The following is a 25,020-nucleotide window of genomic DNA, read 5'->3' as shown; positions in this document are numbered from 1 at the left end:
CCTGCTCGAGCGTTCAAATCGGAGCGGTGTTGGGCTGATGGCTGATACGGCACCTCTGCGCCTCCATTGGTGGAAGGCTGTCCCGAATTTCGGGGACGCGATCAATCCGTTGATCGTGAGCCATATGTCTGGCCGTGCCGTAAAGCACGCCGGCCCCAAGCGCGCAGAGCTGTTTGCCATCGGGTCGCTCTTGCAAGTTGTCCGACGTGCCTTTGTGGAGCCACGTGAGGGTGCGCGCCTGTCTGTTTGGGGTACTGGTTTGTTGCATGCCGTGAATTCTCGCGGATTTCTGGATCACATCGATATCGCACTTGTGCGCGGTCCGATTACAGCCGCGCTCTTGGGGTTGGAACACACGCAATTCGGCGACGCGGGGCTGTTGATCGACCAAGCATTGCCCTTTGACGGAACCCGCACGGATCGCATCGGCATTGTGCCGCATCATACGCTGGTGGATGATCCAGAACTGCTGGCATTCGTCGCCTCTGATCCAGCTTATGCGCTGATCGACCCTCAAGGAGACGCCGCATCGGTCTGTCAACAGATCGCGGGCTGTGCGCATGTCTTTGCGTCTTCGTTGCATGGTCTGATCGTTGCGGATGCCTACGGCGTGGCGAACACCTGGATTACACCAAAGGGCCAGTCTCGGCTCAAATATCATGACTACGCTGCATCCGTTGGGCGCAGTGATATGGCGGCACCTATGGGGCTGCCTGACGTCCCCAAGGCCCCGAAATCATCCGCCATCACCTATGCCGACGGGATCGCCCGTTGCCGCGCAGCTCTTTGCGCAAGTTTCCCATCTCATCTGAGGGCCGCATGACCAAATGTATCCCTCTGTTCATCCAACTTAAATTCTGCCACTGCGGCGCAACCGTCAAATCCAGGAGCATTCCATGCTGAGCATCAAAGGCCTAAAGGTCCAACTTGAAGAAGAAGACAAGCAGATCCTCAAAGGTGTCGACCTGGAGATCAAAGCTGGCAGCGTTCACGCGATTATGGGGCCAAACGGCTCTGGTAAATCGACATTGTCCTACGTCCTTTCGGGTAAGGGCGGCTATGAGGTTACGGACGGATCCGCAACTCTCGAAGGCGTCGACTTGCTTGATATGGATCCAGAAGAACGCGCCGCTTCGGGCCTGTTTTTGGCATTTCAGTATCCTGTTGAAATCCCCGGTGTGGGCAACATGACATTCTTGCGCACCGCCGTGAACGCCCAACGCAAAGCGCGCGGCGAAGATGAGATGTCGGCGGCAGAATTTCTCAAAATCGTGCGCGCTCGTGCCAAAGAGCTCAAGATTGACGCGGATATGTTGAAACGCCCTGTCAACGTTGGCTTCTCGGGTGGTGAGAAAAAGCGCAATGAAATCCTGCAAATGGCAATGCTTGAGCCAAAAATGTGCATTTTGGACGAGACGGATTCCGGCCTTGATGTTGATGCGATGAAACTGGTGGCCGAAGGCGTGAACGCGCTGCGTAACGAAGGCCGCGGGTTTTTGGTGATCACGCATTACCAGCGTTTGCTCGATCACATCAAACCGGATGTGGTTCACATCATGGCAGACGGTCGGATTATCAAAACCGGCGGACCTGAGCTGGCGCTTGAAGTCGAAAACAACGGCTATGCCGATATTCTGGCAGAGGTGGCGTAATGGCCGACGCTGTACTTGAAAAAACGGCAGAGGGCTGGATCGCCTCGCTCAGCTTGCCTGACGCGACGTGGGACCAACCCGCACGCGAAGAAGCATTGTCACGCCTGCACACGATGGGCCTGCCAACACGGCGCGATGAGTATTGGAAATTCACCCGCCCTGATACACTGACCCAAGAAACCGCGCCCAAAGCTGCTGTGTACCCTACAGACGAAGCGCCAATTTTTGGCGAATTCGACAGCATTAAGCTGGTGTTTGTAGACGGTGAATTTGACGTTGATGCCTCTGATGACTTGGCCCTGGAGGGCATTCGCATTGAAAGGCTCGCTCAGGCGCGCAGTGATTTGCATTGGGCGACAGCGCTTTACGGAGTGCTCGAAACGCGCGGCCAAACGCCTGTTCCGCGCCCGCTTGCCGCACTCAACACCGCGATGGCAGCCGACGGTATTCTGATCCATGTCACAGGCAAGCCAAGCAAACCTGTGAACTTAATTTATAAACATAAATCAGATAGTTCTGATGCGATCTTACACCATTGCATTAAGTTGGATGCCAAAGCTTCCATGACGTTGCTAGAAAACGGCCCCGGCGCTGCGCGTCTAAATACTGTCATGGAAGTAGAAGTGGCTGATGGTGCTTCTTTTCATCATGTCCGTGCCCAAGGGCGCGACCCAGAACGCCGCGCTGCAACCCATGTCTTTGCCCGCATTGGTGCCGAGGCTAATTTCAAATCCTTCACCGTCACGGTCAACGGCATGCTGACGCGCAATGAATGCGTGATTGAGATGGTCGGCGACGATTCCCACGCAACTGTCGCTGGGGCATGCGTTGGCGATGGTGATTTTGTGCATGACGACACCGTTTTCGTGACCCACGATTCACTGAATTGTCAAAGCCGGCAGGTTTTCAAGAAGGTCCTGCGCAACGGTGCCACAGGTGTTTTCCAGGGTAAGATTTTGGTTAAGGCCGGCGCGCAAAAAACCGATGGTTATCAGATCAGCCAGTCGCTGCTGTTGGACGAGGATAGTCAGTTTCTCGCCAAGCCAGAGCTTGAAATCTACGCAGATGATGTTGCCTGTTCGCACGGATCAACTTCAGGTGCGATTGATGAGGATGCGATGTTCTACATGCGTTCGCGTGGGGTTCCAGCAACTGAAGCCACAAATCTGCTGACCCTCGCGTTCCTCGCTGAGGCCGTCGAGGAAATCGAGGCCGAAGACCTGCGTGATCAGATCAATGCACGCCTGGCAGGCTGGCTGGAACGGCACAAAAGCTGATGGCGCTCACAAGCGACATTCTGGCGACGTACCGTGGCCCGGGCCGCGTCATGGCGCGTTTTATTTCGCAAGGGCGCAACGAGGTCCGCGCCTTAATTTTCCTGCTATTGGCTGGATTGTTGATCTTTATCGCCTCTGCGCCATATCAAGCCCGTGAGGCACAGCTGGACCCCGAAGGTCCACTTGCCGTGCGTCTGTATTGGAGTGCGTTCTTGTGGATTTTTTTGATGCCGTTGATACTTTATGCCTTCGCAGCGATGATCTGGGCGTTGTCAAAAATCGCACGCCGCCAGATCACCGGGTATGAAATCCGCATGACATTGTTCTGGTCGCTTTTGGCATCGACGCCGGTGCTCTTACTCCTTGGTATTGTTGCCGGATTTATTGGTCCAAGCATTCAACTGCAAGCCGTTGGTATTGTATGGCTTTGCGTTTTTGGTTGGTTCTGGGCAAGTGGCCTTTTGGCCGCAGAGGGTAACGTATGAGCCTCAAACAATCTCTCATGGACCTTGCTGTCCTGACCTTGCGCGACCCGCAAGCTGCGGCGCGTCATATCATCTCGTTCGGGTTTGACCGCAATACGCTGTGGTCGGGCCTGGCGCTGGTTGCTGTGGCGAACACATTCATCTTCACGATACAGCTCAGAGTCGCTGGTGATACCGCTGAAATTCCTCAACTTTTCCTGAATCCCTTGGCATTCTTCGTCATCCTTTCTGGTGTGTTAGTGCTAAGTGTCCATGCGTTTTATTGGACCGGGCTCGCGATTGGCGGAAAAGGCGACTTGGGAGATTTGTTGGTCCTGATGGTCTGGCTGCAGGCGCTGCGTGCCGCCGCACAGATCGTTTTGTTGGTCTTACTCCCGTTGTCGCCGCTGTTGGGTTTGGCGTTCTCGGTCCTAGTTGGGTTTTTAGGCCTTTGGATACTGATCAATTTCATCGCCACGGCGTTGCAACTTTCTTCGATGCTGCAAGGGGTTGTTGTGTTGGTCTTAGCCGCAATTGGCATGGTGATCGGTTTGTTGATTTTGGCGATGGTGGTCGGACTGACCGCAATGGGAGTGCCTACAAATGTTTGATGTAACAGCAGTGCGCCGCGACTTTCCAATTCTCGCGCGGGAGGTAAACGGCAAGCCGTTGGTCTATCTCGATAACGGGGCTTCGGCGCAAAAACCGCAGGTGGTTATCGATGCCATCACGCAAGCCTATTCGATGGAATATGCCAATGTTCACAGAGGCTTGCACTACCTTTCTAATCTTGCAACTGACAAGTATGAGGCCGTACGTGGCACGATTGCGCGTTTCTTGGGCGCACCCTCCGAGGATGAGATCGTCATCAATTCCGGAACAACCGAAGGGATCAATCTGGTCGCTTATGGGTGGGCAATGCCGCGCATGGAAGCCGGGGATGAGATCATCCTCAGTGTGATGGAGCATCATGCCAACATCGTACCTTGGAACTTTTTACGCGAACGCCAAGGTGTTGTCCTTAAGTGGGTCGATGTGGATGCGACGGGTGCTCTTGATCCGCAAGCGGTGATCGATGCGATAACGCCACGAACGAAGCTGATCGCAATTACGCATCTTTCCAATGTCTTAGGAACGCTTGTTGATGTGAAATCCATCACAACTGCTGCACATGCGCATGGCGTTCCGGTGTTGGTTGATGGCTCACAAGCGGCAGTGCATTTGCCCGTCGATGTCGCCGACATCGGGTGCGATTTTTATGCCGTGACAGGCCACAAGCTTTACGGTCCTTCGGGATCTGGCGCGACCTATATCAAACGCGTACGGATGGATGAGATGCGCCCGTTTATTGGCGGCGGTGATATGATCCGCGAAGTGACCAAAGAAGGTGTCACATACAACGATCCCCCCATGAAATTTGAAGCAGGCACGCCCGGTATCGTCCAGACCATCGGATTGGGCGTGGCGCTTGAGTATATGATGGGGCTCGGCATGGACAACATCGCCGCCCACGAAGCAAAGCTACGCGATTACGCGACCGCAAAGCTTGGGGGGCTGAATTGGCTACAGGTTCAAGGCACGACGCCGGATAAGGCTGCAATTTTTAGCTTTACGCTAGATGGTGCCGCACATGCCCATGACATCTCCACGATCCTCGACAAAAAGGGCGTTGCTGTGCGTGCAGGGCAACATTGCGCAGGACCTTTGATGGCGCATTTGGGCCTCAGCGCTACCTGCCGGGCGTCCTTTGGCCTTTATAATACTGAAAGCGAAGTCGACACGCTGATCGACGCCCTTGAGTTGGCACATGACCTTTTTGCCTAATCGCTGAACCGATTTTCCAATTGCAGGGGCCTAGGAGGCTGGCTATACCAAGCGGTGTTGGACCCATAGCTCAGCTGGATAGAGTGTCGCCCTCCGAAGGCGAAGGTCGTAGGTTCGAATCCTACTGGGTTCACCATTTTTCCTTACAAGCCATGGCCTTATCTGCCGCAGTGGATGTGACTCAAAGAGGGTCCATGATCGCTTACTGCTGGGGCTTGCCCTGTTTTCCAGCTTTTCCATCCTGGTATCATTGGGGTTACGGCCAAAGAGATTCGTCTTGAATGATCTTGGCAACTCTTGGGCAGGCGCAGCATCTAACTGTTTCGCTAGATACCGTCGGGTTCCATGTAGGCCGTGGCGAGCTGTTTCGTTGTGCTGATGAAGCGCGCGTTTCGTCCGGACGTCCCATCCTCAGTCATCCTCGTGATGTTCCATCCGACATAGGTGGCGGATCTGAGTAAGATAAACAGGTCGAGCACTGCGAGGTCGATCGGCCGCACAGAGGTATAGCCCTCGATCAGGCCCGTTCGCAGAGTTGAAAAATCGGGCGCGTCGAGGTGTTTCAACAAGGCGGTGGCGATGTCAAAGAGCCTGAAACCAAATCCACCATCGTCAAAGTCGATAAGCTGTATCTGATCGCCGTCGACCATGACATTCGCGCTGACCAAATCTGCATGGATCAGTCCATAATCTAGTTTAGCTTCCAGTTTGGCCAACTCGGCATACGCCTTGTCGCGCATCGCTAGAAAGAGGTCGCGGTCATGAGACGTGAGGGCAGGGTTGTCCCAAAACCGACCCCAAAGCGGTGCCTCGCCGAGCAGCCCATCGCGGTCCCATGCACAGCGTGCAAACCGGGCTGGCTGTTCCCATGCATCTGATACGTCATGCAGGCATGCCATTTCCTGCCCGACGCGGTAAAATAATACCGCGCGCGCAGTGGGTAGCAGCCCCTCAAGGGCTGCGTCCAATGTCACGCCGGAAAGCCAAGTCAAAACATCGACCTGAACATCATCGAGCACATGCAACATGTCGCCAGACAAAGATGGAAGGGGGGCCGGCACCCGAATTCCGCCCGATGCAGCGGCTTCCATCCATTGTAATTCAGACTGCAACTCGATGTCTGTACGGTAGCCTTGACGGTGCAGCCTAAGGGCAAACATGTGGTGCTCGGTGGTGATTTTGTAGACCGCGTTTTCGCGAGTGGCGACAAGGATATATTCAGCCCCCTCCAACCCCCACAATACCAGTGCTTGCTCTACAATGGCGTTCATTTGATCATCGGAGTTTGCCCAAGAACGTCGTCCAATGTGTCGAACAACAGGTCCGCATTCTCAATTGAAAACGGCATCGGTGGGCGGATCTTGAGGGTGTTTTTGTGCCGACCTAGCTTGGAATGGATGATCCCACGGTGGCGCATGGCATTGATGATGCGGTCGGTGAAATCGCTAGCGGGGGATTTAGTGTCGGGATCTGTCACCAGTTCGGCCCCAAAAACAAGGCCTGAGCCACGCACATCACCGATCACGTCGTATTTCTGGGCGAGGGCATTCAGACGCTTGCGGGCATGTTCGCCCACGGTCTTGGCGTTTGCCATCAAGTTCTGGTCTTCCATCTCTTCCAGCACAGCCATCGCAGCAGCGCAGGATACTGGATTACCACCGAAAGTATTGAAATAGCGATAGCCAGACCTGAAAGCTTTGACGATATCGCGGTTGGCGACCACGCCGCCAACAGGATGCCCATTGGCCATAGGTTTACCCAACACAACGACATCGGGGACCACGCCCATCTTCTCGTGGGCCCAAAGGTGAGTACCAGTGCGCCCAAAGCCTGATTGCACTTCGTCGCAAATCAGCACTCCACCAGCCTTGCGCACCACTTCAGCAGTAGGTTTCAGCCAGCCAGCAGGATTGTCGGGAAAGCCTTCATTCAGAAAATACGGACACACGACCAAGGCCGCAAAGCCAGTACCATCTTCCTCAAGTGCTGCGATTTGGTCAGCGACAGAGGCCGCGAACATCAAGCCATCAGGGTCGTGGTTTCGGTAGCTGTCTGGCGCATCGACGAAACGGAAATACTGATCTAGCCCAAAGCCCACCTTGGGGACGTTGGATTTGCTCAGCTGGCTGACCAGCGCTGTGTTGCCGTGATAGGTCGCGTCGGTTGCAATGATGCCGCGCTTGCCGGTCACCGCTTTGGCCATGCGCAGGGCGATGTCGTTGGCCTCTGAACCCGTGCAGGTCAGGATCGCGGTGTCCAACGTTGCATCCATCGTCGAGGTCAGCTTTTCGATGTAATCTAGGATGCCGTCATGCAGATAGCGCGTGTGTATGTTCAGCGTACTGGCTTGCCGGCAGATCGCATCGACAACACGCGGGTTACAGTGCCCGACGTGAGGCACGTTGTTATAACAATCGAGGTATTTACGGCCCTCCGCATCCCATAACCACACACCTTGAGCTTTCACGAAATGGACCGGATCGTCATAGAACGTCGACACATTCGGCCCCAGAAGTCGCGCGCGGTCTGCCAGTAATTGTGCTGTGGTGCGTGTCATTTAAATTAGCCCCGCCAGCGTCTTAGCCAGCGCAGACTTTTCTAATTTGGGCCTAATAAAGATACCGTGGTTGTCAGTCATGTCGGTGCCTCATGCTGCTGTGAAACCCGCATCGAGCGCCGATAAAATCGTCGCAACATCCGTTTCGGTCAACACCAACGGCGGTGACAAGATGATGTTGGGACCAGAGACGCGGATCATCGCACCCGATTTATAAGTGACATTTTGCACTGTTGTGGCCCTGACTGCGTCGATCGGTTTTTTTGTTGCGCAGTCGCTGACCATTTCGATGGCAGTCATCAAGCCTTGCCCGCCACGGACGTCGCCAATGATATCGTGCTTTTCCATCAGTGCTTTGCAGCCCGCGAACAGCTGATCGCCCCGCGCGGCTGCGTTTTCCACGACGTTCAATCGTTTGGTTTCCGCCAGGCATGCCAGTGCAGCGGCAGCGCCCACAGGGTGCCCAGAGTATGTGTAGCCATGACCAATTTTGGCATTGGGGTTGTTTTCGAACGCCTCGATCATCTTGTCACCCAGCATCACGGCCCCAAATGGGAAATACCCGTTGGTGATGGCTTTGGCGGTGCACATCATATCAGGCTTAATGCCCCAAAGCCGGGCACCGGACCACGCACCGGTGCGGCCATACGCGGTCACAACTTCATCCGTGATCAACAAAATACCATTTCGTTCACAAATATCGCGGACCATTGGCGCAAAGGACTTATGCGGCACGATCACGCCACCAGCACCCAAGATCGGCTCGATGATCATCGCGGCAATGGTGTTGGCACCTTGGAAGGCAATTTCATCCTCCAACGCTGCGGCGCATAGTTGCGCCAGCTTTTCGGGGTCAGTTTCATTGAAAGGGTTGCGGTACGTATAGGGCGCAGGGATGTGATAGCAGCCCGGCAGCAGCGGTTCATACGCATTGCGGAAATTCGCATTTCCGTTGACGCTCGCGCCGCCAATATGGGTGCCATGGTAACCCTTTTTAAGGCTAAGGAATTTGACCCTTCCCGCATCGCCGCGCAGCTTGTGGTATTGCCGCGCAAGACGCAGCGCCGTTTCCACAGAATCTGAGCCGCCCGAAGTAAAGAACGCGCGGCTAAGGCCGTCAGGCGCAAAAAACTCACTCAATTCGTACGACAACTCAATCGCGGCTTCGTTCGAAGTGCCTCGGAAGGTCGAATAATACGGGAGTTTTTCAAGCTGAGCTGCCATTGCGTCTTTTACAGGTTGGCAAGAATATCCAAGGTTAACGTTCCACATGCCACCGACGGCATCCACGACCGTGTGCCCGTCAATGTCGGTAATGTTAACGCCGCTGGCTTCGGAAATGATGGTCGGCGGATGATCAATGGTGTCTTGGGGCGACGTCATTGGGTGCCACATCAGTCGACCGTTGTGTTCTTTCAGGAAGTTTGAGTCTTTCATGATGCGGTTTCCGATGCGTGCGATGGTGAAAGGGATTTGGCCCAGGCGGCCTCGATGTCGGCAGGGGGCGTTCCACCCCAATTGTGGGAAATTTCACGACTGGCGCTAACCAGATTACTCTTAATAATGCGCTCAAGATCCTGCGAAAACCGCGTGGCGACGCTCGCAACAGATACAGCACCTGCAAAGAGGCCGGTTTGATCGAAAACCGGAACAGATAAGCTGTGGATTTCATTTTCATAACTGCGATCAGAACGCCCAAAGCCGGTGTCGCGCGCAGATTGGACAGCTTGTTCGAGGTCTGCAGCGGTTTGTACGGTCTTTGCTGTGTAGGCTTGAAGGTTTTCGGTAGCCACATCCATCAATTTGGAAGGACCAAATGCCAGCGCGCACAGGCCTGATGCTGTCGCATGCAAAGGGAAGGTCTGAATGTCGATGATCGCCCGCGTGCCGTGTTTCGGCGATTCGCAAGATGCGAGTGGATAGACAGTCGTGCCTGATAATACTGATACATGAGACGTCTCACCGGTAGCGTCAGCCAAGCGTGACAACGCAGCTTCGGCTCCTGCTTTTCGCGGGACGGTTTCCTCACGGGTCTGCGCGAGCTGCAGCACAATTGGGCCTAGGCGGTAGTGTTTGGTTGCCGGATTTTGCTCCACAAACCCCGCATCCTCAAGGGCTTGGAGGTGGCGGTAGGTGGTTGCCTTGTCACGGCGCGCCAGACGGCACAACGTCGATAACCCAATCTCGGGCCGGGCCGACGAAAAATGCGCCAATAACTCAAGGGTTTTTGCGGCTGATGACATGCAGGCTTCGCTTTCCATCCAATTCAGAAAAAGTTTGACACATGCAATTTAACAAGGCAACCTTTTTTACATAACAGCGGTTCAGTATATGAACCAACACCAGGGAGAGAGAAATGACTAAATTTATGACGTCAGTGACAGCCATGGCACTTGCCATGGCAGCCGTCACAGGGGCCGCACAAGCGGAATACCCAGAAAAGCCAGTTGAGTTTGTTGTGCCTTGGCCTCCGGGTGACCTTGAAGACGTGCTGACACGCATGATTGCAGAAGATTTCTCCGAGGCCTACGGCGTCGCGACGGCTGTTGTTAACAAGCCTGGTGGGGGCGGTGGCCCGTTCCCGGGTGCCATCGAAGTGGCGAATGCGCCTGCTGATGGTTACACTGTCGGTTCGTTTATCATCGCCATTCCCGTTGTTGGCCCGCAGATCGGCATTCCTGAGCTGAACCCCGATCCCTTCGTGCCGCTTGGGAACTTCCTGACATATCCGTTCGTCATCGCGACCAGCGGCGATGCACCTTATGACGACATGGCGGGCTTGGCTGAATATGCGGGCAGCAACGATGTTGTTCTGGGTCACTTCGGTGCGCCACTCGTGCCAACACAAGTCACCTTCGGTCTTGCCAAAGAGATGGGCTTTGCCTTCGCATCTGACGCGGCATTTGATGCGCTGGATTGCAACACGCTAGCCTCTGGCGACGTCGACGTCATCAACACGACGCTGCAGCAAATCTTCCCTTGCTTGGATGATGTCAAAGTTCTCGCCTCCATTGGATCCGAGCGCATTCCATTGACGCCTGACACCCCGACAGTAGCCGAGCTTGCGCCCAATCTGGACGTCGCTTTGTGGAACGGTCTGTTTGTTCATGCCGACACACCACAAGATGTTCAGGACAAGATCATCGCCGTCGCGCAAAAGACGATGATGTCTGAGCGTGCACTCAAACTGGCCGCTGACACGGGCGCGCTAGTGTACTGGCAGACCGCAGATGAGGTCAAAGCCCAGATCATTACGGACATTGAGACGATGGCCCGTATTGAAGGCATGCTAGCTCAGTAATCACGACAAAAAATTGGTCGGGCAATATCTTTGCCCGGCCATTTCTGCACCGAGAATACCGGGGGCTACACCATGTCGCGCGTCAAAACGCTTCAATCTTTGTTCAGGCGGTACCGCCGACCCGGTGATATTGTTTTTGCGTGGATTGTTCTGATCTTTTCGGTCTTTTTGCTCACTCAACTGATCGATCAAACGGCATATAAGAACGGATCAAAGCTGTTTGCTCAGCCAAGGTTTTGGCCAGCAGTATCTCTTGTGGGCATGACCTTCTTTGCCGTGCTGCACTTGTTGGGTTCTTTGTTTTCCGAACGTATTGAGGGCCGCTGGCGCGAAGTGTTGATGTGGTTTTCCGCCTTTGAATACGCAGGCTGGTTCATCGCCTACGCCGCCGCTGTGCCCTATACCGGATACCTTCCGACGACCGTTATCTTTGCTGTGGCCCTTGCGTTGCGCGTCGGGTACCGCAGCGCCCGCGTCTTGGGTGCCGCGGCGATAAGCGCTCTGATCATCGTCCTGTTGTTTAAGACCTTGCTGAAGGTCAACTTGCCTTCAGGCCTTATCTACGAAGTGCTTCCAGACGGGTTGCGCCAAATCATGCTGAATTATTTCTGATTGGACCAAACCATGGAGAACCTGATTGCTGGGGCCGAAATGTTGGCCCGTTGGGATGTTATGCTGGCGCTTTTGGTGGGGTCCATCGGGGGCGTTATCATCGGGGCGATCCCCGGCGTTGGCCCGGCGGTCGCCATTGCGATTTTGCTGCCCGCGACCTTTTCACTCGATCCTATTGTCGGCCTAACGATGCTGCTTGGTATCTATGGCTCGTCGATGTACGGCGGAGCGATCCCGGCGGTGTTGATCAACACACCAGGGACGGCGGTGAATGCTCTGACGTCCTATGACGGCTATCCAATGACAGAACGAGGTGAGGCGCACAGGGCCGTATCGCTCGCCTATAGTGCGTCGTTTTGGGGTGGCATTTTTGGCATCGTTTGTCTGATATTACTATCGCCGGTGCTGGCTCTCATTGCGCCAATGTTCGGATCGCGAGAGATCTTTCTTGCCGCATTGCTGGGTATTATACTGGTTATTCTCGCCCATCGAGGGCAGATTTTTGCTGCTGGATTGCTGGCGATGTTTGGGATTTTCCTCCAGACGATCGGCTTGGACGCGGTCACCTACACGCAACGCTACACATTCGGCTATTCGTTCCTAAGCTCGGGCATTAACCTGATTGTCGTGGTGCTGGGATTGTTTGCGCTTAGCCAAGCGTTCTTCTTGCTTACCGCGCCAGATTCCAGCCCAGATGCAAAACCCGTATCGGGCAAAATGACAGCGGGCATCAAAGAGCTCATGAAGCACAAGCGGGTGGCTACGGTCGCTGCGAGCTTTGGTGTGGTCCTTGGTATGATCCCCGGAACAGGCGAATTCACAGCCCAATTCATGAGCTATACCTACGCACAAAAGACATCCAAGAACCCTGAGCTTTTTGGTAAAGGATCCCCTGAGGGCCTGATCGCATCCGAGGCCGCCAACAATGCCGTGCCTGCCGCCGCAATGATTCCGCTTTTGGCGCTTGGTATCCCGGGCGAAGCGCTAACTGCGATGATGTTGTCGGTGTTTTATGTGCACAACGTCATCCCCGGTCCGCAGCTTTTCCAGAACAACATTGATCTGGTCTATGGGCTCTATTTCGCGCTGATCTTGCTCAATGTGATCGTGATGATCTTCTTGCTATTCTCTACAAATCTACTGACGAAGATCATTCGTGTGCCGACGCGGTTCTTGGGGGTGATGATCCTTATCCTGTCATTTGTTGGGGTTTATTCACTACGCAATTCGCTGACCGATTGCATGATCTCTGCTGGGTTCGGGGTGTTAGGCCTTGTTCTGAAGCGGCTTAACTTGCCAATCGTGCCGATCATTCTTGGCATGGTTTTAGGCGGGATCATGGAGGTCAAACTGCGCTCTGCGTTGCCACGCCTCAAAACGCCATTCGACATGATTGATCGTCCGATTTCGTTCATTCTCTTTGCGATCATCCTTATGGTTTTGGCGCTGCATATCCGCACCTTGATCAAGGAATATCGCGCGCATCAACCAGAAGAAGACCACGACTTGCACGACAGTCAGACACGGTAGGACCCATGGACCAAAGCAAAATTGAAGCGCTTCGGGCGCAACCAGTAGCTGCCTTTTCGCATCTGATTGAGGGCAAACATGTGCCTGCATCTGATGGCGGCATGATGGATATTCTATCCCCGATAGACGGGCAGGTTCTGACCCAGGTCGCAAAGGGCACGGCCGCGGATATGAACGCTGCGATTGCTTCAGCGCGCGCGGCATTTGAGGATAAACGTTGGGCCGGTCAATCGCCCGCTGCGCGCAAGAAAGTCTTGTTGAAATGGGCGGATTTGATCGACGCCAACGCCTTGGAATTGGCCGTTTTGGGGGTGCGCGATAACGGCACTGAGATCGGCATGGCGATCAAAGCTGAACCGGGATCCGCGGCTGGAACAATCCGCTATTACGCAGAAGCACTTGATAAGATCTACGGAGAGATCGCGCCCACGTCTTCTGATATTTTGGGCATGATCCACAAAGAACCTGTGGGCGTTGTCGGCGCGATCATACCTTGGAATTTTCCATTGATGATTGGGGCGTGGAAATTGGGCCCCGCGCTGGCGATGGGAAATTCGGTGGTGTTGAAGCCGTCTGAAACGGCATCTTTGTCATTGATGCGCATGGCGGACCTTGCACTTGAGGCTGGATTGCCGCCTGGCGTTTTGAACGCCGTCACCGGCCAAGGGGCCGTTGTGGGCGAGGCGCTGGGGCTGTCGATGGACGTGGATGTTCTGGCCTTTACAGGATCAGGCAGCACAGGCCGGCGGCTGATGGAATATGCGGCGCGGTCGAACATGAAACGCGTATATCTGGAATTGGGCGGTAAATCCCCAAACATCATCTTTGCGGATGCGCCCGATCTGGATGAGGCCGCCAAAGTCGCGGCGGGAGGCATCTTTCGCAATTCAGGACAGGTGTGCGTTGCCGGGTCACGGTTGCTAGTCGAAGCCTCCATTCACGACAGCTTTGTGGACGCGGTCACAAAAGCCGCTGAAAACATGCGTGTCGGTGATCCGTTGGACATGACTACAGCGATAGGTGCTGTAAATTCTGAGGCGCAGCTAAAGCAGAACCTCGGGTTTGTAGGCACTGCGGTCAAAGAAGGCGGCAAGATCGTCACTGGCGGCGCGCGTATATTGGAAAACACCGGCGGCTATTACATGGAACCTACGATTGTTACGGGCGTGACCGAGGATGCGACATTGGCGCAAAGGGAAGTTTTTGGCCCTGTGTTGGGTGTGACCCCGTTTGAAGACGACGACGGCGCCGTGCACATCGCAAACTCAACCGTTTATGGGCTGGCAGGTGCAGTTTGGACATCAAACCTTAGCCGCGCGCACCGCATGGTTCGAGATGTACGGACGGGCGTGATGCATGTGAACACCTATGGAGGCGCGGACGGGACGGTGCCTTTGGGCGGCGTGGGGCAATCGGGCAATGGGTCTGACAAGTCGCTGCATGCAATTGAGAAATATATCAATCTAAAGACAGCGTGGATCAAGCTGTAGCAGGGGGGCATGCGATGACAGATAAAACCATATTGGTGATCGGCACATACGACACCAAGGACGACGAGCTGGGTTTTCTGGCAGGTGTGATCCGCGACCAGGGCGGCCGCGTCATCACGATGGATGTGTCCGTTTTGGGCGATCCATCCCAGCCCACAGATTACTCCAAACATGATGTGGCAGAGGAGGGTGGCAGCTCAATCGCTGCGGCCGTTGCCTCGGGTGAAGAAAACGTTGCGATGCAGATCATGGCGAAGGGGGCCGCGCTTTTGACGGCGCGGCTCTACCTCGAAGGAAAATTCGACGGAATGATCGTGCTGGGCGGCACAATGGGGACTGATCTTGCGCTGGATGTGACGGCAGCTTTGCCACTTGGTGTGCCTAAATACATTGTGTCGACCGTTGCCTATTCGCCGTTGGTGCCAGGGGCACGGATGGCCGCAGACGTTCAAATGATCCTTTGGGCCGGGGGCCTTTATGGAATGAATTCAGTCTGCAAGGCGACGCTTAGTCAAGCGGCGGGGGCTGTCTTGGGAGCCGCGCGGGCGGTGATCAAACCTGAATTCAACAAGCCCCTTATCGGGATGACGTCACTGGGCACATCAGCGTTGAAATACATGATCACGCTAAAGCCAGCACTTGAGGCGCGCGGCTATGAGGTGGTCGTTTTCCATGCCACGGGCATGGGCGGGCGCGCGTTTGAAAACCTGGCTGCGCAGGGCATGTTTGCCTGCGTGTTCGACTTTTGCACCCAAGAACTGGGCAATCATATCAACGGATCAAGCGTTTCTGCAGGGCCTGACCGGCTGACCAATGCGGGCCTAAGTGGCACGCCGCAGATTGTGGCTCCGGGATGCTATGATCTTGTCGATCTTGTGGGTTGGGAACCCGTGCCGGAAAAGTGGCATAATCACCCTCAAAGACCGCATAACCGACTGCTGTTGAATGTTATTTTAAACCAAGACGAGCGCAAGATGGTAGCGCACGCCCATGCAAAACAACTGGCTACGGCCAAAGGTCCGACAGTGCTTTTGTTGCCAGAACACGGCCTTGGTGAATGGGACCGCGAAGGTGCTGATCTGCATGACCCAGAGGCATTGGCGCAGTTTTTGACGGACCTTGAGGCCGCGCTACCGCAAAATGTGCAGGCGCACCGTATCGGGTGCCACATCAACGATGCTACGTTTGTTGAAAAGGCGTTGGAGGTGTTTGATGGCTGGCGTGCGGATGGCTTAGTCGGGTGATCCCGGATCAAGAAGCGCCAAAAGATCGAGCAATGTTTCGTAGTTTTCCGCGCCCAGCGTGGCCTGAAAACCAACAACAATCTGCGCGGTCTGCGCGGCACGGTCGTCGATGATCTTTTGCCCGGCAGCGGTGATTTCAATTAACTGACGCCGCTTGTCGACTTCATCGCGGGTTTGCGTGATCAACCCGTTGTTGCGCATCGATTGAGCCATTCGTGTAAGGCTCGGAAAGAGGAGGCTGGCCCGATCTGCAAGAGTAGACGCATCTTGCGGTCCGTGCTCAGATAACACCCTCAAAACGCGCCACTGTTGCTCTGATATACCTGTCCCAGCAAGCATGTCGCGGATGGGGAGCATCACACCTTCACGGGCGCGGATCAATGCAATGGGCAAGGATCGCGCCGTAGGAGGCATCGCATTTTTCTTTTGGGTCACCATGTAATGTCCGATCAACGAAGTCAGTCCGTGTTGGCGAATATCGCTTGACATCGCAAGTAATATTTACTTAACAAGGTAAGTAATAATGCCGTAAGGAATGTCCCATGCCACATTTTCAAATCGACTACTCTGGCAACCTAGAGGCTATCGTCGACCTGTCGGGTCTGTGCGAGAGAATCCGCGCCACGGCAGCTGACCTTGAGACCTTTCCAATGCCGGGCATACGCGTGCGGGCCGTTCGGGTGGACCACTATGCAATTGCGGATGGCGATCCCAAGCACGGCTTTATCGACATATCGATCCGCCTTCGGGCAGGCCGCGCAGCCGACGTCAAAGCGGACGCTACGGCCAAGATTTTCGAGGCGGCCAAGGACTATCTTGCCCCGATAATGCAGACCCATTCCATCGCGCTTTCACTTGAGATGCGGGATATCGACCCTGGTTTATCTCTTAAAACCGGGACCATTCGCGACCATCTGGAGGCGCATTCATGAGCACGTTGGACCAAAACCTTGCCAAGCTATCGGGCTATCTAGAACGCTTTCGCGAAACAGGCATTCCCAACCGCATCGGCGGAAAGGACGTCATGGGGCAGGGTGGTGTGTTTGATACGATCTCGCCTGTCGATAAATCCAAGATTTGTGAAGTGGCTCACGGCACCGCAGAAGACATCGACGCGGCTGCCATGGCTGCGGCGGCTTCTTTCCCAGCGTGGCGCGACATGCCCGCAATCGAGCGGCGCAAAATCTTGATCGATGTTGCCGAAGCCATTGAGGCGCGGGCGGAAGAAATCGCTTTGTGTGAATGTTGGGACACCGGCCAGACGATCCGCTTTATGTCAAAGGCCGCATTGCGCGGCGCTGAGAACTTTCGCTATTTCGCTGATCAGGTTGTGCAGGCTCGAGATGGACAGCATATCAAATCGCCCACTCTCATGAACATCACAACACGCTTGCCCATTGGCCCTGTGGGGGTGATCACGCCTTGGAACACGCCTTTCATGCTCTCGACGTGGAAGATCGCGCCAGCGCTCGCCTCTGGATGTACTGTTGTGCACAAACCTGCCGAAGCATCACCGCTGAGCGCCCGTTTGCTGGTCGAGATCGCCGAAGAAGCTGGATTGCCGCCCGGCGTGCTGAACACAGTCAACGGCTTTGGTGAAGGCGCGGGCAAAGCGCTGACCGAGCATAAGGCCATCAAGGCCATCGCGTTTGTTGGAGAAAGCCGCACAGGCTCTACCATCACCAAACAGGGTGCCGACACCCTCAAGCGCATGCATCTGGAGTTGGGTGGTAAAAACCCAGTTATTGTCTTTGACGACAGCGATCTGGACCGTGCGCTGGATGCAGCGATCTTTATGATTTACTCGATCAACGGCGAACGTTGCACGTCCTCCTCGCGTCTGTTGGTCCAAGACACCATCCGCGCAGAGTTCGAGGAGAAGCTGATTGCACGGGTTAACAACATCAAGGTCGGACATCCGCTTGATCCGGCTACAGAAATCGGCCCACTGATCAGCCAAGAACATTACGATAAGGTCGCGAGCTATTTTGACATCGCTAAACAAGACGGTGCCACGGTTGCCGCTGGTGGCGTGACTGTCGGCGACGCTGGTTTCTTTGTCCGCCCAACATTGTTTACAGATGCAAACAATCAGATGCGCATTGCCCAAGAAGAGATCTTTGGCCCGGTGCTGACCTCGATCCCTTTTAGCACCGAAGAAGAAGCGCTCGAGATCGCAAATGACATCGACTACGGCCTGACTGCCTATGTCTGGACCAATGATCTGACCCGCGCGTTGCGTTTTACTGACAAGCTTGAAGCCGGGATGATTTGGGTCAACTCTGAGAACGTACGTCACCTGCCGACGCCCTTTGGTGGGGTCAAATCCAGCGGCATTGGCCGTGACGGCGGCGACTGGTCCTTTGAGTTCTACATGGAACAAAAACACATCGGCTTTGCCACCGGTCAGCACAAGATCATGCAGCTGGGAAAATAGCCTCACGTTCAAGTACAGGAGAGACCGATGCCAATTCCAACACCAAATAAATACCCTGATTTCAATACCATCCGGTTAAGCCATGTTTGCCTGAACGTGTCGGACCTGAACGCCTCGCGTCAGTTTTATGTCGACACGCTTGGCATGCAAGTCACCGATGAAAGCGTCAGTCACATCTATTTGCGCGCCATGGAGGAACGTGGGCATCACTGTGTGATCTTGCAACAATCTGATCAGCCCGGCACCGTCGAAGTCATGGGTTTCAAAACTTTCGATGATGCCGATCTGGACCGTGCTGAGACCTATTTTCAGGGCAAAGGGCGCCCAACGTCATGGGTCGAGCGGCCTTATCAAGGTCGTACACTGCTGACGTCCGACAACATGGGTATCCCGCTGGAATTTTATCATAAAATGGACCGACTTGAACCGATCCATCAGAAATATGCGCTTTACCGTGGGGTTAAACCTCTGCGGATCGACCACTTTAATGTGTTTTCAAATGACGTGGATGCGTCGGTGGAATTCTACAGTGACTTTGGGTTCCGCGTCACCGAATACACCGAAGACGAGGATAGCAAAAAACTCTGGGCGGCATGGATGCACCGCAAAGGTGGCGTGCATGATATGGCCTTTACCAACGGCACTGGCCCGCGCATGCACCATTTGGCATTTTGGGTGCCGACCCCGTTGAATATAATTGATTTGTTGGACCTCATGGCGACCACGGGCTATGTCAAAAACATCGAACGCGGCCCCGGACGGCACGGTATTTCCAACGCTTTCTTTTTGTATATTCTTGACCCTGATGGTCACCGAATTGAGATTTACTGCTCAGACTACCAAACACTCGATCCTGACCATGAGGCGATCAAGTGGGATCTTCAGGACCCGCAACGCCAGACCCTTTGGGGAGCTGCTGCACCGCGCAGTTGGTTTGAACATGGGACCGAATTCGTGGGCGTTAAGCCTAAAAAAAGCCAGATCGCCGCAAGTCCGATCATCGCGCCATAGCATAGAAAGACCGTAACAGATGGATTGGGATGAATTCGCCCATTGGGGCAAGCATATCTCGGATTGGGCCGCTGATTATCACCGGACCTTGCGGGATCGCCCTGTGCGCGCGCAAACTCGTCCTGGTGATATTGCAGCGCAACTTGATCAGGTCCCCCCCGAGGGTCCCGAAGCGATGGAAACGATCCTTTCTGATTTTGAGCGGATCGTGATGCCGGGCATTACCCATTGGCAGCACCCGCGCTTTTTTGCGTATTTCCCGGCCAACGCGGCACCACCTTCGATCTTGGCAGAGATGTTGGTGTCCACGATCGCGGCACAATGCATGCTTTGGCAAACGTCTCCGGCAGCGACCGAGATGGAAACCGTCATGCTTGACTGGTTGCGGCAAGCCATTGGTCTTCCCACACATTTTTCGGGTGTGATACAGGATTCCGCGTCATCCGCCACATTGGCTGCTGTGCTAACGATGCGAGAGCGCGCGTTGAATTGGAAGGGCAATCGCGAAGGCCTGTCTGGTCAACCGCGCCTGCGAATTTACTGCAGCACCGAGGTTCATACCAGTATCGACCGCGCCATTTGGGTTTCGGGCATTGGCGAAGATAACTTGGTGCGAATTCCGGTAAAGGGGCCGTTGCGTGGCATGGATCCCGCTGCCTTGCGCGCGGCCATTCAAGCCGATCGGTCCGCGGGGCATCTGCCTGCAGGGATCATTGCGTGCACCGGGGGCACCTCAACGGGGTCTTGCGACGATATTGCTGCCGTGGTCGCCATAGCCAAAGACGAAGACCTTTATACCCATGTTGATGCTGCATGGGCGGGGGCTGGGATGTTGGTGCCGGAATTCCGCGATCTGTGGAAGGGCGTCGAGGGCGCAGATAGCGTCGTCTTTAATCCGCATAAATGGCTGGGCGCGCAGTTTGATTGCTCGGCGCATTTCATTGCTGATCCCGAAAGCCTTGTCAGAACGCTGGCGATCCAGCCTGAATACCTCAAAACCCACGGCACAGATGGGATTATCAACTACTCTGAGTGGACCGTTCCGCTTGGTCGCCGTTTTAGGGCGCTCAAGCTGTGGTTCCTGATGCGCAGTTACGGCCTTGAAGGGTTGCGGACGCGGTTGCGCAATCACGTAGAATGGGCCGGAGAACTTGCGCAGAAGTTGGATCAAAGTGACGCTTTTGAGCTAGTGACTGATCCGGTATTGTCGCTGTTCTCCTTCCGTCTGTGTGGACATGATGACGCCGCACAAATCGCATTTGTGAACCGCCTTAACGACGATGGCCGCATCTATGTGACCCAGACGCGGGTCGCTGGCGACATCGCCATTCGCTTTTCCATCGGCCAATTTGACGTCACAAAAGCCGACATTGATTTCGCTTATGATGTGTTGATCGACGTCGCCAAGGAGTTCTAGATGTTTTCCACCTATACCACCCCCGAGGGTACCTTTTATGGCGCGGCCACAGACGGCGGTATGATTGCCCTTAGCCCGCATTTCCCGCAATGGCCGACGCTTTTGGACGTGATCCGGGCAGGTGGTTTGAGTGACCTGGAACAGGCCGCAGAGGGCAAAGACATAACCCACCGCGATGTCACCTTTGAGGTGCCGTTGCCTAATGCGCCGCGTATTCTATGCGTTGGCGTGAATTTTCCAGACCGCAATGCGGAGTACAAAGACGGCACAGATCAACCCAAACACATGTCTCTTTTTCCGCGCTTTATCAGTGGGTTCACGGGCCATGCTCAACCACTTGTTCGCCCCCCAGAAAACCACACATTGGATTATGAAGGTGAAGTAGCGATTGTCATCGGCAAGACAGGCCGGCGCATTGCGCAAGACGACGCGTATGATCATATCGCCGCACTCACCATCTGTAACGAAGGCACGATCCGCGATTGGGTCCGCCACGCCAAGTTCAACGTGACCCAAGGCAAGAACTGGGACAACTCAGGTTCCATGGGCCCGTGGCTGGTGCCGTTCAAGGACGCAGCACAGCTCGACGATGCCCGGATCATCACCCGGGTGAATGGTGAGGTCCGTCAAGATGATACATTGGACCGCATGATGTTCCCCATTCGCGAGGAAATCGCCTATATCTCGACGTTCATGACGTTGCAGCCGGGCGATATTATTGTGACGGGCACACCAACCGGAGCTGGCGCGCGGTTCGATCCGCCGCGCTATCTGAAACCCGGTGATGTGGTCGAAGTTGAAGTTGGCGGCATCGGCACCCTGCGCAACGGGGTGAAGGACGAGGCATGACACCTGACGAGCACGCACGCGCCGCCGGCGAATTACTGAACGCCGAAGCAACAAACCGTCAGATTGGTCTGTTGTCGTCGAAGTATCCAGACATCACGATGGATGACGCCTATGCCGTGCAAAAATCGATCTGTGCGCAAAAATTGGATCAGGGCCGCAAGATCATCGGCTGGAAGATCGGCCTTACCTCAAAAGCGATGCAATATGCGTTGAACATCGACATTCCCGATAGCGGCATTTTGTTTGACAACATGCTGTTTGAAACAGGGGCGACCATTCCTAAGGGTCGATTTATTCAGCCCCGCATTGAAGCCGAAATCGCGTTTGTTATGAAATCTGATATCGGGGGCGCGGATGTAACACGCCAAGCTGTACTGGCTGCGACTGACTATGTGGTCCCGTCGATCGAAATTCTGGATACGCGCATTTTGCGGGCTGACGCTCAGACCGGCAAAACCCGCAACGTCTTCGATACCATCAGCGACAACGCCGCCAATGCTGGCGTGGTTCTGGGATCAGCTCATCATGCGGTAGATACACATGATTTACGGTGGGTCGGTGCCATCGCAAGCCGTAACGGTGAGGTTGAAGAAACCGGTTTGGGTGCCGGAGTTCTGAATGATCCTGTGGAAAGCGTGGTCTGGCTTGCGCGGAGGATGGCGCAATACGGGCAAAGCATCGCTGCAGGTCAAATTATCCTGTCAGGCAGCTTTATCCGACCGGTTGAATGCCCCAGCGGTACCGATATCTCCGTCGATTTCGCCAGCTTCGGTGAAGTTCAAATTAGATTTGACTAAAATTTGCGCGTGAAAAAAGCGCCCAAAGGCGCTTTCGTCGACAGACAGACAAGGGCAGGGTGATTATCTGCCCCAGGTACGTACGACGCCACAATCCATGTGCACGAAGTTGGAACCTGAATAACGCCCGACACCACCACCGCGACACGCAGCTGCAGCTTTGTAGATTTGGCCAACCGACCGCGTCCCTAAGCGCAGATCAGCGGCTTGTCCGCGCATATGCAGGGAGTTTTTCGCAACTCCGCGAGAGCGTGAGCGCAACATCGCGTTGGTTTTAGGGCTGCGGTATCCCGAAAGGAGCATGTAGGGTTCGCTCGCGTTCAAAAGATTATGTGAGGCGGCCATGATATCGACCGTGCGCAGATCAATGGATTTAACCCCATCTGTCCGCCAGTCGCGCATGAAATAGTTCACTTCCTTGACGGCGTCTTTGATGTACTGACCTTCGATCCAGTAGATCATGTCGATCCGCTCACCCGTGCGGCCCGAATACATGCGGATGCGGCGGATATCGCCTGCGCCGCGCAAAAAGCCTGCTGCATTGGAGAATGTCGGAGCTGCCGTGAGAGTTGTTGCCGCAAATGCGCCCAAAAGCGCGCGTCGGGTAAAACCCGAGCCATTGTTTTCTGCCATGTTCTGTCCCGTCGTCTGCCTATCGTACCCGTGATGTTACACGGGCACTTCATCTCATCCCCAGATGCAACTTAGGTATTGCATAGCCCGAATCCTTAACCAAGAACTGAATTTCGCAGCAGCTATTTACCACCACTTTTAGGCGAATTGTTGCGCAAGTTGTGAGAATACGCTGTGCAATTTTTATGCAGCCGGTGCCATTTGCGCACCACCATCACCTCGTCTTTTTGAGATTGCGCAATTGTGAATGGACACGTCCCCGCGCAACCCTGCAGAAACGTTGTATATTCGCTCCTAGCTTAATGAAGGACTTCATTGATGATGACCCGGCGCCGCCTGATACCGATGTTGCTTGTTGTTGGGCTGACCATCTCAACGCTGAGTGCGCCGTCGCAAGGGCGCGCGCAAGTAACAGCGTTTAAGCAAGCCGTTGCTGAAGCAGCATCTCAAGACGCGGATATTGCAGCATTCTACCGCGGCCAAGGGTTTACCGGAATTTGGACGGAAGATAGCGAAGAGCATCGCACCCGCCGGGCTGCTTTGATAACGGCCTTGCGTGGTGCTGCAAGCCACGGTTTGCCAACTGCGCGCTACGATCACCTCACGCTTCAAGCCAAGCTGGCAAATGCCCGCACGGCCCGCGATCAGGGGTTGGTTGAAGTCGAAATGACGCGCGTGTTTTTGAAATATGCCCGCGACGTACAAACGGGCGCGCTGATCCCGTCTCAAATCGACAGCGGCATTGTGCGCGAAGTTCCGTCCCGCAACCGCACCGAAACGCTGTCAGGTTTTGTTCAGGCTCAGCCTGCCAGTTATCTGCGCGGCCTTGCGCCGCGGACGATGGAATATAACGCGCTGATGAAGCAAAAACTGGCGCTTGAAGCGCTTGCGCGGAACGGGGGCTGGGGTCCTGTGGTGAAATCCAGCAAACTCGAGCCGGGCCAAACAGGCAATGCAGTTGTTCAGCTGCGCAATCGCTTGATGAAAATGGGATATCTGCGCCGCTCTAACGCGCAGGCTTTTGATGTCACCATGCGCGCAGCAGTCCAGCAGTTTCAGACAGATCACGGGCTTGAGGCTGACGGTGTCGCAGGACCTGGAACCTTGAAAGAAATCAACAAAGGCATTGCCAAGCGTCTGCAATCGGTTGTTGTTGCCATGGAACGTGAGCGGTGGTTCAACACAGATCGCGGTGACCGCCACATCTTGGTCAACCTACCGGATTTTACCGCCAAGGTCATTGATGATGGGCGCATAACGTTTCAGACCCGTTCTGTGATCGGCGCGGGCAGTTCAGATCGCAAAACGCCCGAGTTTTCCGATGTAATGGAGTTTATGGTCATTAACCCAAGCTGGTACGTCCCACGCTCGATTGTGACCAAGGAATATCTACCCGCAATGCAGCGCAATGCAGGTGCTGCCAGCCATCTGATTATTACGGACCGCAACGGCCGTCAGATTAACCGCGGTTCGGTCAATTTTAACAACTACAATGCGCGGAATTTCCCATATTCCATGCGCCAGCCTCCGAGCCGTGGCAACGCGTTGGGTTTGGTGAAATTCATGTTTCCAAACAAATACAACATTTACCTGCATGACACCCCAGCCAAGAAGCTGTTTTCGCGTGAAGTTAGGGCATTCAGCCATGGGTGCGTACGCCTGAATGATCCATTCGACTTTGCTTATACGCTGCTGGCAAAACAAACTGACGACCCCGAAGGTCTGTTCCAGTCCAAGCTACGCGGTGGCAAAGAGGTGCGCGTAATCCTTGAGCAGCCAGTGCCTGTGCACATTATCTACCGCACGGCCTTTACCGATGCGCGTGGCGAGGTAAATTACCGCCGCGACATCTATGGCCGTGACGCATTGATCTGGGGTGCGCTCCAAAAGGCAGGGGTAGCGTTGAGCGGCGTTCAAGGTTAGGT

General features: G+C 54.8%; 24 protein-coding genes and 1 tRNA gene. 19 read left to right on the top strand and 6 right to left on the bottom strand.

Going from position 1 to position 25,020, the window contains the following annotated elements; all coding sequences use genetic code 11:
* The first annotated feature begins 37 nt into the window (after positions 1–37).
* The 7 genes from C1J03_RS11590 (at position 38) to C1J03_RS11560 (ending at position 5,353) form a co-directional block, all read left to right on the top strand.
* Positions 38–823, top strand: coding sequence for a polysaccharide pyruvyl transferase family protein (locus tag C1J03_RS11590; RefSeq protein ID WP_114886629.1), 786 nt, complete (start codon positions 38–40; stop codon positions 821–823).
* Positions 824–896: 73 nt separating this feature from the next.
* The gene (sufC, locus tag C1J03_RS11585; RefSeq protein ID WP_114886627.1) at positions 897–1,652 is read left to right on the top strand and encodes a Fe-S cluster assembly ATPase SufC; all 756 of its coding nucleotides are present in this window, start codon (positions 897–899) and stop codon (positions 1,650–1,652) included.
* Positions 1,652–2,929, top strand: a complete 1,278-nt coding sequence (locus C1J03_RS11580) for a SufB/SufD family protein (protein ID WP_114886625.1) — start codon at positions 1,652–1,654, stop codon at positions 2,927–2,929. The genes sufC and C1J03_RS11580 overlap by 1 nt, the downstream gene beginning before the upstream one ends.
* Entirely contained in the window at positions 2,929–3,414 is a 486-nt protein-coding gene (locus C1J03_RS11575) for a YIP1 family protein (protein WP_114886623.1), read from the top strand. The genes C1J03_RS11580 and C1J03_RS11575 overlap by 1 nt, the downstream gene beginning before the upstream one ends.
* Positions 3,411–4,004, top strand: a complete 594-nt coding sequence (locus tag C1J03_RS11570; protein ID WP_114886621.1) for a YIP1 family protein — start codon at positions 3,411–3,413, stop codon at positions 4,002–4,004. The genes C1J03_RS11575 and C1J03_RS11570 overlap by 4 nt, the downstream gene beginning before the upstream one ends.
* Positions 3,997–5,217: a cysteine desulfurase gene (locus C1J03_RS11565; protein WP_114886619.1), complete on the top strand. Its 1,221-nt coding sequence runs from the start codon at positions 3,997–3,999 to the stop codon at positions 5,215–5,217. Before C1J03_RS11570 ends, C1J03_RS11565 begins: the two co-directional genes overlap by 8 nt.
* Positions 5,218–5,276: 59 nt before the next feature.
* Positions 5,277–5,353: transfer RNA gene (locus C1J03_RS11560), tRNA-Arg, on the top strand.
* Positions 5,354–5,543: 190 nt separating this feature from the next.
* Here C1J03_RS11560 and C1J03_RS11555 read toward each other — a convergent pair.
* From C1J03_RS11555 to C1J03_RS11540, 4 genes are all read right to left on the bottom strand, one after another.
* Complete coding sequence (locus C1J03_RS11555) at positions 5,544–6,488, bottom strand: phosphotransferase enzyme family protein (RefSeq protein WP_114886617.1); 945 nt, start codon at positions 6,486–6,488, stop codon at positions 5,544–5,546.
* The gene (locus tag C1J03_RS11550) at positions 6,485–7,774 is read right to left on the bottom strand and encodes an aspartate aminotransferase family protein (protein ID WP_114886615.1); all 1,290 of its coding nucleotides are present in this window, start codon (positions 7,772–7,774) and stop codon (positions 6,485–6,487) included. Before C1J03_RS11550 ends, C1J03_RS11555 begins: the two co-directional genes overlap by 4 nt.
* Before the next feature lie 90 nt (positions 7,775–7,864).
* Complete coding sequence (locus tag C1J03_RS11545) at positions 7,865–9,211, bottom strand: aminotransferase class III-fold pyridoxal phosphate-dependent enzyme (RefSeq protein WP_114886613.1); 1,347 nt, start codon at positions 9,209–9,211, stop codon at positions 7,865–7,867.
* Entirely contained in the window at positions 9,208–10,017 is an 810-nt protein-coding gene (locus C1J03_RS11540) for an IclR family transcriptional regulator (RefSeq protein WP_114886611.1), read from the bottom strand. Before C1J03_RS11540 ends, C1J03_RS11545 begins: the two co-directional genes overlap by 4 nt.
* 113 nt (positions 10,018–10,130) lie before the next feature.
* On the opposite strand from C1J03_RS11540, the gene C1J03_RS11535 reads away from it, so the two are divergent.
* The 5 genes from C1J03_RS11535 to C1J03_RS11515 all read left to right on the top strand — a co-directional run bounded on the left by C1J03_RS11535 (position 10,131) and on the right by C1J03_RS11515 (position 15,951).
* The gene (locus C1J03_RS11535; RefSeq protein WP_114886609.1) at positions 10,131–11,075 is read left to right on the top strand and encodes a tripartite tricarboxylate transporter substrate-binding protein; all 945 of its coding nucleotides are present in this window, start codon (positions 10,131–10,133) and stop codon (positions 11,073–11,075) included.
* A gap of 72 nt (positions 11,076–11,147) precedes the next feature.
* Positions 11,148–11,687, top strand: coding sequence for a tripartite tricarboxylate transporter TctB family protein (locus tag C1J03_RS11530; protein WP_114886607.1), 540 nt, complete (start codon positions 11,148–11,150; stop codon positions 11,685–11,687).
* A gap of 12 nt (positions 11,688–11,699) precedes the next feature.
* On the top strand, positions 11,700–13,217 hold the full coding sequence (locus C1J03_RS11525) for a tripartite tricarboxylate transporter permease (protein ID WP_114886605.1): 1,518 nt from the start codon (positions 11,700–11,702) through the stop codon (positions 13,215–13,217).
* Between the two features lie 5 nt (positions 13,218–13,222).
* Positions 13,223–14,707: an aldehyde dehydrogenase gene (locus C1J03_RS11520; protein WP_114886603.1), complete on the top strand. Its 1,485-nt coding sequence runs from the start codon at positions 13,223–13,225 to the stop codon at positions 14,705–14,707.
* Between the two features lie 14 nt (positions 14,708–14,721).
* Positions 14,722–15,951 (top strand): Tm-1-like ATP-binding domain-containing protein, encoded by a 1,230-nt coding sequence (locus C1J03_RS11515; protein ID WP_114886601.1) that lies wholly within the window; start codon positions 14,722–14,724, stop codon positions 15,949–15,951.
* Here C1J03_RS11515 and C1J03_RS11510 read toward each other — a convergent pair.
* A complete protein-coding gene (locus C1J03_RS11510; RefSeq protein ID WP_368073929.1) occupies positions 15,940–16,440 on the bottom strand; it encodes a MarR family transcriptional regulator in 501 nt (166 codons plus the stop codon). The two genes, C1J03_RS11515 and C1J03_RS11510, sit on opposite strands and share 12 nt — an antisense overlap.
* Before the next feature lie 53 nt (positions 16,441–16,493).
* On the opposite strand from C1J03_RS11510, the gene C1J03_RS11505 reads away from it, so the two are divergent.
* From C1J03_RS11505 to hpaH, 6 genes are read left to right on the top strand one after another with little or no spacing between them, the layout of a single operon-like run.
* The gene (locus C1J03_RS11505) at positions 16,494–16,883 is read left to right on the top strand and encodes a 5-carboxymethyl-2-hydroxymuconate Delta-isomerase (RefSeq protein WP_114886600.1); all 390 of its coding nucleotides are present in this window, start codon (positions 16,494–16,496) and stop codon (positions 16,881–16,883) included.
* Positions 16,880–18,388, top strand: coding sequence for a 5-carboxymethyl-2-hydroxymuconate semialdehyde dehydrogenase (gene hpaE, locus C1J03_RS11500; RefSeq protein ID WP_114886598.1), 1,509 nt, complete (start codon positions 16,880–16,882; stop codon positions 18,386–18,388). The genes C1J03_RS11505 and hpaE overlap by 4 nt, the downstream gene beginning before the upstream one ends.
* Before the next feature lie 27 nt (positions 18,389–18,415).
* Entirely contained in the window at positions 18,416–19,399 is a 984-nt protein-coding gene (gene hpaD, locus C1J03_RS11495) for a 3,4-dihydroxyphenylacetate 2,3-dioxygenase (RefSeq protein WP_114886596.1), read from the top strand.
* A 19-nt stretch (positions 19,400–19,418) separates the two neighbouring features.
* Complete coding sequence (locus tag C1J03_RS11490) at positions 19,419–20,816, top strand: pyridoxal phosphate-dependent decarboxylase family protein (RefSeq protein WP_114886594.1); 1,398 nt, start codon at positions 19,419–19,421, stop codon at positions 20,814–20,816.
* On the top strand, positions 20,817–21,665 hold the full coding sequence (locus C1J03_RS11485; RefSeq protein ID WP_114886592.1) for a fumarylacetoacetate hydrolase family protein: 849 nt from the start codon (positions 20,817–20,819) through the stop codon (positions 21,663–21,665).
* Positions 21,662–22,462 (top strand): 2-oxo-hept-4-ene-1,7-dioate hydratase, encoded by an 801-nt coding sequence (gene hpaH / locus C1J03_RS11480; RefSeq protein ID WP_114886590.1) that lies wholly within the window; start codon positions 21,662–21,664, stop codon positions 22,460–22,462. Before C1J03_RS11485 ends, hpaH begins: the two co-directional genes overlap by 4 nt.
* 63 nt (positions 22,463–22,525) lie before the next feature.
* Here hpaH and C1J03_RS11475 read toward each other — a convergent pair whose 3' ends face one another.
* A complete protein-coding gene (locus C1J03_RS11475) occupies positions 22,526–23,095 on the bottom strand; it encodes a YcbK family protein (RefSeq protein WP_114886588.1) in 570 nt (189 codons plus the stop codon).
* A gap of 321 nt (positions 23,096–23,416) precedes the next feature.
* Here C1J03_RS11475 and C1J03_RS11470 point away from each other — a divergent pair, with 321 nt between their 5' ends.
* On the top strand, positions 23,417–25,018 hold the full coding sequence (locus C1J03_RS11470) for a L,D-transpeptidase family protein (RefSeq protein ID WP_441351137.1): 1,602 nt from the start codon (positions 23,417–23,419) through the stop codon (positions 25,016–25,018).
* Positions 25,019–25,020 lie beyond the last annotated feature (2 nt).

This window comes from Sulfitobacter sp. SK012 (assembly GCF_003352085.1).
In the GTDB taxonomy this organism is placed as follows: domain Bacteria; phylum Pseudomonadota; class Alphaproteobacteria; order Rhodobacterales; family Rhodobacteraceae; genus Sulfitobacter.
Note: the sequence above shows the minus strand (reverse complement) of the source record. Positions and strands in the feature narration are given on the sequence as shown.